We start from the raw sequence: 12115 nt of genomic DNA, 5'->3' as shown, positions 1-12115 counted from the left end.
TACCTTAAGGGATAAGGCGCCTGGGGTCGAGACCGAGAAAGCAGACCTGTGGCCTGCCACTCAGCGGTATTGGAGGAAGACGTTGTCTTTGCCGAACTGGTCACGCAGGCTTTGGATCAGACCATCGGCCGGATCGATGCGCCACTGCTCACCGAACTGCAACACGGCCTTGGCGTCGCTGCCACTGTAATCCAGGGTCAGCGGGCAGGCGCCGCGGTACTTGCCGAGCAACTCGCCCAACCAGCGCAGGCGATCGCCCTGCAGCGCCTCGCGACCGACACGCAGGCGCAGGCTTTCCGCCAGGCCGGTACGCGCCTCTTCCAGACTCATCACCCGCTTGGCGCGCAGGCGCAGGCCGCCGGAGAAGTCGTCATTGCTCACCTCGCCCTCGACCACCACCAGCGCATCGCTCTGCAGCAGCGCCTGGTTGCTGGCGAAGGCCTCGGCGAACAACGAGGCCTCGATCCGCCCGGAGCGGTCGTCTAGAGTGATGAAGCCCATCTTGTCGCCCTTCTTGTTCTTCATCACCCGCAGGTTGACGATCAGACCGGCGATGGTCTGGCTCTCGCGCGCCGGACGCAGGTCGATGATGCGCTGACGGGCGAAGCGGCGCACCTCACCTTCGTATTCGTCGATCGGGTGGCCGGTGAGGTACAGACCGAGGCAGTCCTTCTCGCCCTTCAGGCGCTCTTTCAGCGACAGCTCGCGGGCGTTGCGGTGGTTGACGTAGACGTCCGCCTCCGGCTCGGAGAACAGCCCGCCGAACAGGTCGGCATGCCCGCTGTCATGGCTGCGCGCCGCCTGCTCGGCCGCCTGCACCGCCTCTTCCATAGCCGCCAGCAGCACCGCACGGTTGCGATCGATACCGGCCTGGTAGGCCTTGAGCTCGTCAGCGAAGTACGGCCCCAGGCGATCCAGCGCGCCGCCGCGGATCAGCGCTTCCAGGGTGCGCTTGTTGATGCGTTTGAGGTCGACCCGCGAGCAGAAGTCGAACAGGTCCTTGAACGGGCCATCCTGACGCGACTCGACGATGGCCTCCACCGGCCCCTCGCCCACGCCCTTGATCGCACCCAGGCCATATACGATGCGCCCGTCGTCATCGACGGTGAACTTGAATTCGGAGTTGTTCACATCCGGGGCGAGAATGCGCAGCTTCATGCTGCGGCACTCTTCGATCAGGGTCACGACCTTCTCGGTGTTGTGCATATCCGCCGAGAGCACCGCCGCCATGAACGGAGACGGGAAATGCGCCTTGAGCCAGGCGGTCTGGTAGGAGACCAGGCCATAGGCGGCCGAGTGGGATTTGTTGAAGCCGTAGCCGGCGAACTTTTCCACCAGGTCGAAGATGTTGCCCGCCAGGTCCGCCGAGATGTTGTTGCTAGCACAACCCTCAATGAAACCGCCGCGCTGTTTGGCCATCTCCTCGGGTTTCTTCTTGCCCATGGCGCGGCGCAGCATGTCCGCACCGCCGAGGGTGTAGCCGGCCATGACCTGAGCAATCTGCATCACCTGTTCCTGGTACAGGATGATGCCGTAGGTCGGCTTGAGCACCGGCTCCAGGCCCGCGTACTGGTAGTCCGGGTGCGGGTAGGAGAGCTGTTCGCGGCCATGTTTGCGGTTGATGAAGTCGTCCACCATGCCCGACTGCAGCGGACCGGGACGGAACAGCGCCACCAGGGCGATCATGTCTTCCAGACAGTCCGGCTTGAGCTTCTTGATCAGCTCCTTCATGCCGCGCGATTCAAGCTGGAACACCGCAGTGGTCTCGGCCTTCTGCAGCATGTCGTAGGTTTTCTTGTCATCCAGCGGAATGAAGTCGATGTTCACATCGGGCAGGCCCTTCTTCGCCTGCTCGCGGTTGATCGTCTCCATCGCCCACTTGATGATGGTCAGGGTGCGCAGGCCGAGGAAGTCGAACTTGACCAGGCCGGCCGCCTCCACGTCGTCCTTGTCGAACTGGGTGACCAGGCCGCCGCCCTCTTCATCGCAGGCGATCGGCGAGAAGTCGGTGAGCTTGGTCGGCGCGATCACCACGCCCCCGGCGTGCTTGCCGGTACCGCGGCAGATGCCTTCGAGCTTGAGCGACATCTCCCAGATTTCCGCCGCCTCCTCGTCGACCTTGAGGAAGTCGCGCAGCGGCTCCTCCATCTCGTAGGCCTTCTCCAGGGTCATGCCGACCTCGAAGGGGATCATCTTCGACAGGCGGTCGGCCAGCCCGTAGGACTTGCCCTGCACCCGCGCCACGTCGCGCACCACCGCCTTGGCCGCCATGGTGCCAAAGGTGATGATCTGGCTCACTGCGTTACGGCCGTATTTCTCGGCCACGTAGTCGATCACCCGGTCGCGGCCGTCCATGCAGAAGTCGACGTCGAAGTCGGGCATGGAGACGCGTTCTGGGTTGAGGAAGCGCTCGAACAGCAGGTCGTAGGCCAGCGGGTCGAGGTCGGTGATCTTCTGCACATAGGCCACCAGCGAACCGGCACCCGAACCGCGGCCCGGGCCGACCGGCACGCCGTTGCTCTTGGCCCACTGGATGAAGTCCATAACGATCAGGAAGTAACCGGGGAAACCCATCTGGATGATGATATCCAGCTCGAAATTCAGCCGATCGATATAGACCTGCTTCTTCGCCTCGTAGTCCGGAGTGTCCTTGGGCAACAAGACCTCCAGGCGCTCGTCGAGACCGTCGAAGGAGACCTTGCGGAAGTACTCGTCGATGGTCATGCCATCCGGCACCGGGAAGTCGGGCAGGAAGTACTTGCCCAACTGCACTTCGATGTTGCAACGCTTGGCGATTTCGACGGTGTTTTCCAGCGCCTCGGGGATGTCGCTGAACAGCTCGGCCATCTCGGCCGGGGTTTTCAGGTACTGCTGGTCGGAATAGGTGCGCGGCCGGCGCGGATCATCCAGGGTGCGGCTCTCGCCGATGCACACGCGGGTTTCGTGAGCCTCGAAGTCGCCCTGCTTGAGGAAGCGCACATCGTTGGTCGCCACCAGCGCCGCACCACAGCGAGCGGCCAGGGCCACGGCGGCATGCACATGTTCCTCGTCGTTGATCCGGTTACAGCGGTGCAGTTCGAGGTAGAAACGCTCGGGGAAGACCGCCTGCCATTCACTCAGCAGTGCCTCGGCACGCGCCTGCTCGCCGGCCAGCAAGGCATGACCGATCTCGCCGTCGCGCGCACCGGACAGGGCGATCAGGCCTTCGGCCGCTTCCTTGACCCAGTCACGCTGGATGATCACCAGGTCGTTGCTCTGCCCGTCGCTCCAGCCGCGCGAAACCAGTTCGGTGAGGTTGCGATAGCCCTTGGCATTCATCGCCAGCAGGGTCATGCGGGTCAGCGGGCCATCTTCCTGATCGCTGGCCAGCCAGATATCGGCGCCACAGATCGGCTTGATCCCGGCGCCCATGGCCGCCTTGTAGAACTTCACCAGCGAGCACATGTTGCTCTGGTCGGTCACCGCCACCGCTGGCATGCCGGCACCAGCCACCGCCTTGACCAAGGGTTTGACCCGGACCAGGCCATCGACCAGGGAAAACTCGGTATGCAGGCGCAGATGGACGAAGGTGGTGGTCATGACGATCCTGTACAGAACACAAAAACAATAAGGCCCGGATTGTACCGGGCCTGCACTCAAACGACAGCTTGAGACTGTCGCTAGTCGATACCTTCCAGCACACTGCGCACCGGCGCGAAGGAACGCCGGTGGATCGGCGTGGCACCCAGGCGCTTGAGCGCCTCTAGGTGCACCGGTGTGGGATAACCCTTGTGTCCGCCGATGCCGTAGCCGGGGTATAGGGCTTCCAGCGCCTGCATCTCACGGTCACGGCTGACCTTGGCCAGGATCGAGGCGGCGGCGATGGCCGGCACCTGGCTATCGCCCTTGACCACCGGCGCGCTGGGCACCGCCAGCTTGGGACAACGATTGCCGTCGATCAACGCCAGGCGTGGCGTGACGCTGAGGCCCTCCACCGCACGCTGCATGGCCAGCATGGTGGCGTGCAGGATATTCAGGCGGTCGATCTCTTCCACTTCGGCGCGAGCGATGCACCAGGCCAGGGCTTTTTCGCAAATTTCGTCGAACAGCTTCTCGCGGCGCGCCTCGCTGAGCTTCTTCGAGTCGTTAAGCCCGAGGATCGGCCGCGCCGGATCAAGGATCACCGCGGCGGTGACCACCGGGCCGCAGAGCGGGCCACGGCCGACTTCGTCGACACCGGCGACCAGCTCCTCGACCAGGCTGAAGTCCAGACCGAGCTGCATCAGGCACGCCCCGCCAGGGCCAGCACGGCCTCGGCCGCCTGGGTCGAGGCATCATGGCGCAGGGCGCGATGGATCACATCAAAACCTTCGGTTTGCACCGCCCCATCATCCAGCAACGGCGCCAGAGTCTGCGCCAGGGCATCCGGGGTGGCCGCATCCTGAATCAGCTCCGGCACCAGCAGGCGCTCGGCCAGCAGGTTGGGCAGGGAAATATAGGGGCTGGTCACCAGGCGCTTGAGGATGCGATAGGTCAGCGGCGCCACCTTGTAGGCCACCACCATCGGCCGCTTGTACAGCAGCGCTTCGAGGGTCGCCGTACCGGAAGCGATCAGCACCGCATCGCAGGCCGCCAGGGCTTCATGGGACTGGCCATCGAGCAACAGCAGCGGCAGATCGCGGTTACCCAACAGCTCTTCCAGTTGCTGGCGGCGCTCACGGCTGGCGCAGGGCAGGACGAAGCGCACGCCCGGCCGCATGGCGCGCAGGCGCTCGGCGGCGTCGAGGAACAAAGCGCCCAGACGCGCCACTTCGCCGCCACGGCTGCCCGGCAACAGGGCCACGACCATCGCATCGCTATCCAGCCCTAGGGTTTCGCGCGCAGCCTGGCGGTCGGCCTGCAGCGGGATGGTATTGGCCAGCGGATGCCCGACGAAACGCACCGGCACCTGATGATCGAGATAGAACCGCGCCTCGAAGGGAAACAGGGTCAGCATCAGGTCGCAGGCTTGGCGAATCTTCAGCACGCGCTTCTGCCGCCAGGCCCAGACCGACGGACTGACGTAATGCACGGTCTTGATCCCAGCCTGGCGCAGCTTGAGTTCGAGGGTCAGGTTGAAGTCCGGGGCATCGATACCGATGAACACATCCGGCTTGGCGTCGATCAGCGTGCGGATCAGACGTTTGCGCCGTGCCAGCAGCTCCGGCAGGCGGCCGAGCACCTCGACCAGGCCCATCACCGCCAGGCGCTCCATCGGGAAGTAGGAAGCCAGACCCTCGGCCTCCATGCGCGGCCCACCGATGCCGATGAACTCGACCTGCGGATGCTTGAGCTTGAGCGCTTGCATCAGGCCGGCGCCGAGAATGTCGCCAGAGGCCTCGCCGGCCACCAGCGCTATGCGTAGAGGACGCGCCATGACTTAGCGGGTGATGCCGCGGGTGGAAGCCTGGATGGAGTCGCGGAATACCGCCACCTCCGGGAACTGCGCGGAGGATTCGGCCAGCTCGGCCAATGCCTGCTCCACGGTCAGCCCCTGGCGATACACCACCTTGTAGGCGCGGCGCAGCGAAGCGATGGCTTCGGCACTGAAGCCACGCCGGCGCATGCCTTCGAAGTTCATGCTGCGCGCCTCGGCCGGGTTGCCGAACACGGTGACATAAGCCGGTACATCCTTGCCGATCGCCGTGCCCATGCCGGAGAAGCTGTGCGCGCCGATACGGCAGAACTGGTGAACCAGGGTGAAACCCGAGAGGATCGCCCAGTCGTCCATCTTCACGTGGCCGGCCAGGGCCGTGTTGTTGACCAGGATGCAGTGGTTGCCGATCACGCTGTCATGACCGATATGCACATAGGCCATCAGCAGGTTGTGATCGCCGATGGTGGTTTCCGAGCGATCCTGCACGGTGCCGCGGTGGATGGTGACACCCTCGCGAATCACGTTGTGATCACCGATCACCAGGCGAGTCGGCTCACCGTTGTATTTCAGATCCGGAGTGTCTTCACCTACCGAGGAAAACTGGTAGATGCGGTTGTGCTTACCAATCTGGGTCGGGCCCTTGATGATCACATGGGGGCCGACCACGCTACCCTCGCCTATTTCCACATCGGGTCCAATGATCGACCAGGGGCCAACCTGAACGTCATCCGCCAGCTTGGCCGACGGATCGATGATGGCGCGAGGGTCAATCAAACTCATAGTTTGCGTTCCGCACAGATGATTTCTGCCGAGCAGACTTCCTTGCCATCGACAGTGGCCTTGCACGCGAACTTCCAGATGCTGCGCTTGTTGCTCAGGTACTTGGCTTCGAGCATCAGCTGATCACCCGGCACCACTGGCTGGCGAAAGCGTAGCTTGTCGGAGCCGACAAAGTAATACAGGGTGCCATCGGAGGGTTTCAGATCCATCATCTTGAAACCGAGAATCCCGGCGGCCTGGGCCATTGCCTCGATGATCAGCACACCCGGCATGATCGGGTGTTCGGGGAAATGCCCGTTGAAAAACGGCTCATTGATGCTGACATTCTTGTAGGCACGAATGCTCTTGCCCTCGAGATCCAGCTCTGCCACCCGATCCACCAGCAGGAACGGGTAACGGTGCGGCAAGTATTCGCGAATCTGGTTGATGTCCATCATGTACGGAAAGCCTGTTCTAAAGAATGGGGACGTGCGTCAGACGCGGGTCAGGCATCTGATGAGGCATCGGCGCCCGGGGTCACGGCAGCCAGGCGCTTTTCCATGTCGCGCAGGCGTCGTGCCATATCGTCCAACTGGCGAATGCGCGCAGCACTCTTCTTCCAATCGGCCGCAGTTTGCATCGCAGTACCCGAGGAGTAGGCCCCAGGTTCGGTAATCGAACGGGTGACCATGGTCATGCCGGTGACGAACACGTTGTCGCACACCTCGATATGCCCAACCATGCCCACGCCGCCGGCAATCATGCAGTTCTTACCAATCTTGGTGCTGCCGGAAATACCCGCACAACCGGCCATGGCCGTGTTGTCGCCGATCTGCACGTTGTGCGCGATCATGATCTGGTTATCCAGCTTGACCCCGTTGCCGATCAGGGTATCGGCCAGGGCGCCGCGGTCGATGGTGGTATTGGCACCGATCTCGACATCATCACCCAGAATCACGCCACCGATCTGCGCGATCTTCTGCCAGACACCCTTTTCGTTGGCGAAGCCGAAGCCCTCGCCACCGAGTACGGCGCCAGACTGAATGACCACACGCTTGCCGATGTGTACGTCGTGATACAGGGTCACGCGCGGCGCCAGCCAGCCATTCTCACCGATAGAGCTGCGCGCACCGATCACGCAATGCGCGCCGATGGTCACGCCAGCACCAATCTGCGCAGCGCTTTCGATTACCGCATAGGCGCCAACACTGGCACTCGCATCGACCTGTGCATCGGCAGCCACCACGGCCGTCGGGTGAATCCCGGCAGCGGCAACGGGTTTTCGATCGAACAGATGGGAAAGCTGGGCATAAGCCAGATAGGGATTGGCCACGATCAACGCATCACCCGCGAAGCCATCGGCATCCGCCGCGGTGAGCAGCACGGCGCCTGCCTGCGTATCGGCCAGGAATTTGCGGTACTGGGCATTGGCCAGAAAGCTCAACTGCTCGGCACCAGCATCCTGCAAGGATGCCAGGCCATGAATCGGCTTGTCGGCCGCGCCACGCAAGGTGGCGCCCAGCTGCTCGGCCAGCTGACCGAGGGTAAACGAAACTGCGCTCATGATCAGCGCAGCTTGTTCATACGCTCGATGACCTGACGGGTAATGTCGAGCTGCGGTTTGACGTCGATTACCGCACCACGCTCCAGCACCAGGTCAAAATTGCCGCCCTTGATCACTTCTTCAACCGCCTTGTCCAGCTTCGGCTTGAGCTGCTTGAGCATGTCGCGGTCGGAAATGGCCTTGGCTTCGTTGAGCTCCTTGGACTGGAACTGGAAGTCACGGGCTTTCTGCTTGAATTCGAGTTCCAGGCGCTCACGCTCGGCCTGCTGCATACGCTCGCCTTCTTTGACCAGGCGATCCTGAATACGCTTGGCGTCGGTTTCCAGCTGCTTCAGCTTGTTCAGTTGCGGGCCGAACTTCTTTTCGGCATCCACGGCGTATTTCTTCGCAGCATCAGACTCAAGCAGGGCCATTTGGTAGTTCAGTACTGCCACCTTCATCTCGGCAAACGCCGGAGTCGCCACCAGGGCCATGGTGATCAGAACCAATTGAGTCAACTTACGCACGATGCACTCCTGCAACAAACACTGTTGTCATTTATCAAGCAATTAGAAAGTCTGGCCAAGAGAGAACTGGAAGACCTGTGTGTCGGCATCGTCCGGCTTCTTGATCGGTGCTGCCAAGCTGAAACTCAGTGGGCCCAGGGCAGTAACCCAGGTCACACCCACACCCACGGAACTGGCCAGCTCGCCAATATCCAGGTCACAGGTGTTGCCATTTTCTTTCTGGCTAGTGGTGCAGTTGGTGTCGAAGACATTACCCACGTCCCAGAACAGCGCGGTACGCAGGGAGCGCTGATCTTTGACGAACGGCAACGGGAAGAGCATTTCCACGCCGCCCTGGATCAGCACGTTACCGCCGAAGGGCAGCGGATCCTGGTCAGGGTCGGTGTAGCGCCCATCTTTGTCCGGCCCATTGACGGTGACAAGATTGCCGGTAGCCGGATCGACCACCTGCACCTTGCTCGGGGTACTACGTGGGCCCAGGCTGCTGTCTTCGAAACCGCGTACCGAGTTGAAACCACCCGCATAGTAATGTTCATAGAACGGCAGATCTGAGGTAGATCCATAGCTGTCGCCATAGCCCAGTTCGGTATGAAAACGCAGGGTGTAGTTATCGGTCACCGGCTTGAACAGCTGGCCACGGTAATCGAGTTTGAAGAAGGACAGGTCACTACCCGGCACGGTGCTTTCCAGCACCAGGCTCTGCGAGTGGCCGCGGTTGGCCATCACGCCACGGTTCAGGGTCGACTCGGACCAACCGATGGAAGCCTTCAGGTTGAGGTAGTCATCCCCTTCTTCCTCGAGGAAGTCGAGAATCTCGTCCACGGTGTAATCACCGGTATCGATGCTGTCCTGCTGGATGGTCAGGCCATAGGTCAGGCGCGATATCTCGCTGATCGGGTAACCGATGCTGAGGCCGGCACCATAGCTGTCCACCGCATAGCTGGATACGTCGACATCGAGATCGTCGTAGTCAGTGGCGCGGTAGAAGGCGTTGTAGCCCAGGCTGACACCATCGGCGGTCCAGTAGGGGTCGACGAAGCCGAAGTTGTAGCTGGTCTGGTATTCGCTGCGGGTCAGACCGAGGCTGACCTTGTTACCGGTGCCGAGGAAGTTGTTCTGGCTGATTGAGCCACCGAGGATCAGGCCAGCGTTCTGCGCGAAGCCGACGCTAGCGGTGATCGAACCGGAAGCCTGTTCCTCGACGCTGTAGTTGACGTCAACCTGGTCGTCGGTACCCGGAACCTGCGGGGTCTCGACGTTGACTTCCTTGAAGTAACCGAGGCGCTCGAGGCGGGTCTTGGACTGGTCGATCAGGTAGGTCGAAGCCCAGCCACCTTCCATCTGGCGCATTTCGCGGCGCAGTACTTCGTCTTCGGTCTTGGTGTTGCCGCGGAAGTTGATGCGATTGACGTAGGCACGCTTGCCCGGATCGACAACAAAGGTGATGGCAACGGTCTTGTCTTCATCGTTGGGCTGCGGCACGCCGTTGACGTTGGCGAAGGTATAGCCTTCGTTACCCAGGCGCCGAGTGATCAGCTCGGAGGTGGTGGTCATCACTTTGCGCGAGAACACCTGACCCTGCTTGACCAGCAGCAGCTTCTCGATTTCTTCCTGCGGCACTTTCAGGTCGCCGGAGAGTTTGACTTCGCTGACGCTGTACTTCTCGCCTTCCTCGACGTTGACCGTGACGTAGACGTGCTTTTTGTCGGGAGTAATGGACACCTGGGTAGAGGAGATATCCATGTTGATGTAGCCGCGATCCAGATAGTAGGAACGCAGGCGCTCCAGGTCGCCGGAAAGTTTTTCGCGGGCGTACTTGTCATCGTTCTTGAAGAACGACAGCCAGTTGGTGGTCTTCAGTTCGAACAGGCCAATCAGGTCTTCGTCTGGGAATACGCTGTTACCCACCACGTTGATGTGCTGAATAGCGGCAACCGAACCCTCGTTGATCTCGATCTTCAGCGCCACGCGGTTGCGTGGCTGCGGAATGACTTCCGCCTCGATGGTGGCCGAGTAACGGCCCTGGGCCACGTACTGGCGCAGCAACTCGTTACGTACGCCTTCAAGGGTGGCGCGCTGGAAGATTTCGCCTTCCGCCAGACCTGACTGCTGCAGCCCTTTCATCAGGTCTTCGGTGGTGATCGCCTTGTTGCCTTCGATCTCGACACCGGAGATGGACGGGCGCTCGACCACATTGATGACCAGCACATCGCCTTCGCGACCCAGCTGGATATCCTGGAAGAAACCGGTCTTGAACAGGGAACGAGTGGCTTCAACCAGACGATTATCATCCGCCTGCTCACCTACGTTGAGCGGCAGAGCGCCGAACAGGCTGCCGGCGGAAACCCGCTGCAGGCCGTTGACGCGGATATCTGAGATGGTGAAGGACTCGGCGTGAACTTCGGCAATCATCAATGCGGCGAGCACCGCAGGTAGCAGCAGACGTTTCATGAAGTCCTTTCTTATTCCAACTGGCAATAAAGAAACTGCCGCGATACGCGGCAGCTTCACAATTCAGCGATTTGTTACAGACGGCCCAGGTCGTTGATCAGGGCCAGCAACATCACCCCAAGCACCAGACTGATGCCGATCTGCATTCCCCAACCCTGCACCCGTTCGGAGAGTGGACGCCCACGCACCCATTCCACCAGGTAAAACAGCAGATGCCCCCCATCCAGCACGGGGATGGGCAACAGGTTGAGAACCCCCAAACTAATGCTCAGCAGGGACAGGAAATAAAGAAAATCCCCCACTCCCGACTGGGCTGAAGCGCCCGCCACTTTAGCAATGGTTATCGGCCCACTCAAGTTTTTTACCGAGAGCTCGCCGACCAGCATTTTCCTCACCGAATCGAAGGTCAGCAGGGTCATGTGCCAAGTCCGCCGCAGCCCCTCGACCGCGCCATCCAAAGGCCCGTAGCGCACCTCGCGGAGCATTTCTGTCGGCCACTCGACGGAGCCGACGCCCACCCCGAGATAGCCGCCACGCGAGTCACCCTCGCCACGTACACCCAGGTTGGCGGATAACTCCAGCCGCTCACCCGCACGCTCGACAACCAGCGTGACCTGTTTGGCGGGCAATTCGCGCAGCACATCGAGCACCTGCTGCCAGTCATCGATACGTCGCTCACCGATAGCCAGCAAACGATCGCCCAGGCGCACGCCCGCGGCATGCGCCGGGCCATCGGGATCGATTTCCTTCAATACCGGCAGAATACTCGGGCGCCACGGCTGAATACCCAGGGAGTGCAGCGGATCAGGCTCATCCGCCCCCTTCTGCCAATCACGCAGAATCACCTGACGGGTACTTTGTGCCGTCGAGCCAGGTTCCTGCAGCAACAACTCCAGCGTGCCGCTCTCACCGAGACGACGCACCAACTGCAGATTGACCGCACCCCAACCCTGGGTCGGCTCACCGTCCACCGCCAGAATTTCCTGCCCCGGTAACAGACCGGCGGCCGCGGCCAGGCTATCCGGCTGCACACTACCGATTACCGGCTTGATCTGCTGACTGCCGAGCATGGCCAGCAGCCAGAAGAACAGAATGGCCAGGAGGAAGTTGGCGATCGGCCCTGCCGCAACAATGGCGATGCGCTGCTGCACCGGCTTGCGATTGAAGGACTGCTCGACCTGCTCGAGCGGCACATCGCCCTCGCGCTCATCGAGCATTTTCACGTAGCCGCCCAGCGGAATGGCGGCCACGACGAATTCGGTACCCTGGCGATCATGCCAGCGCAGCAGCGGGCTACCGAAGCCCACGGAAAAACGCAGAACCTTGACCCCACAGCGGCGGGCGACCCAGAAATGCCCAAACTCGTGGATCGTGACCAGCACCCCGAGAGCGATCAGGGTGCCAAAAATCATGTACAACGCGCTCATCGTCTTCCTCCGG

The 12115-nt window shown here is 61.6% G+C and carries 9 protein-coding genes; all 9 read right to left on the bottom strand.

Annotation, left to right across the window (positions count from 1 at the left end):
• Nucleotides 1-60: 60 nt before the first annotated feature.
• Nucleotides 61-3579: a DNA polymerase III subunit alpha gene (gene dnaE, locus LRS11_RS11700; protein ID WP_260493166.1), complete on the bottom strand. Its 3519-nt coding sequence runs from the start codon at nt 3577-3579 to the stop codon at nt 61-63.
• Nucleotides 3580-3659: 80 nt separating this feature from the next.
• Nucleotides 3660-4262 carry a ribonuclease HII gene (rnhB, locus tag LRS11_RS11695; RefSeq protein ID WP_260493165.1) on the bottom strand — a complete coding sequence of 201 codons (603 nt, stop codon included), beginning with the start codon at nt 4260-4262 and terminating at the stop codon, nt 3660-3662.
• A complete protein-coding gene (gene lpxB, locus LRS11_RS11690; protein WP_260493164.1) occupies nt 4262-5395 on the bottom strand; it encodes a lipid-A-disaccharide synthase in 1134 nt (377 codons plus the stop codon). The genes rnhB and lpxB overlap by 1 nt, the downstream gene beginning before the upstream one ends.
• A gap of 3 nt (nt 5396-5398) precedes the next feature.
• A complete protein-coding gene (gene lpxA, locus LRS11_RS11685; protein ID WP_260493163.1) occupies nt 5399-6175 on the bottom strand; it encodes an acyl-ACP--UDP-N-acetylglucosamine O-acyltransferase in 777 nt (258 codons plus the stop codon).
• Nucleotides 6172-6612 carry a 3-hydroxyacyl-ACP dehydratase FabZ gene (fabZ, locus tag LRS11_RS11680; RefSeq protein WP_260493162.1) on the bottom strand — a complete coding sequence of 147 codons (441 nt, stop codon included), beginning with the start codon at nt 6610-6612 and terminating at the stop codon, nt 6172-6174. Before fabZ ends, lpxA begins: the two co-directional genes overlap by 4 nt.
• Before the next feature lie 47 nt (nt 6613-6659).
• On the bottom strand, nt 6660-7721 hold the full coding sequence (gene lpxD / locus LRS11_RS11675) for a UDP-3-O-(3-hydroxymyristoyl)glucosamine N-acyltransferase (protein ID WP_260496906.1): 1062 nt from the start codon (nt 7719-7721) through the stop codon (nt 6660-6662).
• Entirely contained in the window at nt 7721-8224 is a 504-nt protein-coding gene (locus LRS11_RS11670; RefSeq protein ID WP_173204193.1) for an OmpH family outer membrane protein, read from the bottom strand. Before LRS11_RS11670 ends, lpxD begins: the two co-directional genes overlap by 1 nt.
• A 42-nt stretch (nt 8225-8266) precedes the next feature.
• Nucleotides 8267-10675: an outer membrane protein assembly factor BamA gene (bamA, locus tag LRS11_RS11665; protein WP_260493161.1), complete on the bottom strand. Its 2409-nt coding sequence runs from the start codon at nt 10673-10675 to the stop codon at nt 8267-8269.
• A gap of 74 nt (nt 10676-10749) precedes the next feature.
• Nucleotides 10750-12102: an RIP metalloprotease RseP gene (rseP, locus tag LRS11_RS11660; protein ID WP_260493160.1), complete on the bottom strand. Its 1353-nt coding sequence runs from the start codon at nt 12100-12102 to the stop codon at nt 10750-10752.
• Between the last annotated feature and the right edge of the window lie 13 nt (nt 12103-12115).

Source organism: Pseudomonas sp. J452, from assembly GCF_024666525.1.
Classification (GTDB): domain Bacteria; phylum Pseudomonadota; class Gammaproteobacteria; order Pseudomonadales; family Pseudomonadaceae; genus Aquipseudomonas.
The sequence above is the reverse complement of the archived record's forward strand: the minus strand, read 5'-3'. Positions and strand labels throughout refer to the sequence as shown.

Bases quoted from the DNA above. Each gene is read 5' to 3' on its own strand.
- lpxA (WP_260493163.1), bottom strand. From the start codon at position 6,175: ATGAGTTTGATTGACCCTCGCGCCATCATCGATCCGTCGGCCAAGCTG.
- dnaE (WP_260493166.1), bottom strand. From the start codon at position 3,579: ATGACCACCACCTTCGTCCATCTGCGCCTGCATACCGAGTTTTCCCTG.
- rseP (WP_260493160.1), bottom strand. From the start codon at position 12,102: ATGAGCGCGTTGTACATGATTTTTGGCACCCTGATCGCTCTCGGGGTG.
- lpxB (WP_260493164.1), bottom strand. From the start codon at position 5,395: ATGGCGCGTCCTCTACGCATAGCGCTGGTGGCCGGCGAGGCCTCTGGC.
- bamA (WP_260493161.1), bottom strand. From the start codon at position 10,675: ATGAAACGTCTGCTGCTACCTGCGGTGCTCGCCGCATTGATGATTGCC.
- fabZ (WP_260493162.1), bottom strand. From the start codon at position 6,612: ATGATGGACATCAACCAGATTCGCGAATACTTGCCGCACCGTTACCCG.
- rnhB (WP_260493165.1), bottom strand. From the start codon at position 4,262: ATGCAGCTCGGTCTGGACTTCAGCCTGGTCGAGGAGCTGGTCGCCGGT.